At 47.3% G+C, this 296-nt stretch carries 1 pseudogene; it reads right to left on the bottom strand.

Annotated elements, in window-relative coordinates:
* Positions 1-285: pseudogene (locus P8629_RS11565) on the bottom strand (hypothetical protein); the annotation flags it as partial.
* Between the last annotated feature and the right edge of the window lie 11 nt (positions 286-296).

Consider the following 296-nt stretch of genomic DNA (forward strand, 5'->3'; position numbering starts at 1 on the left):
TTCAAAAGTTCGATGGCTCTCAATCAGTTCCACAGATGCGAACGTTTCTGCATTCCATCCGCCACCAACATCATATGCGCCCCTATTCAGCGGCGATGTGCGCACGATGCGACTATTACCCACCCAATCATTGGCAAATCCTTGAGGCCGATTATTGATTTGATTATCAACCTCGTTTTGCACCGTTGATGTTGGATTTCCAGTAGAGTGAGCGTGTACTTGCCGATATGGAACAACACCAACTTGAGGGGTGTCTGTTCGCAGTTTGATCTCTACTTCTGGCATTTTCACCATCG

This window comes from Hydrogenovibrio sp. 3SP14C1 (assembly GCF_029625905.1).
Lineage (GTDB): Bacteria > Pseudomonadota > Gammaproteobacteria > Thiomicrospirales > Thiomicrospiraceae > Hydrogenovibrio.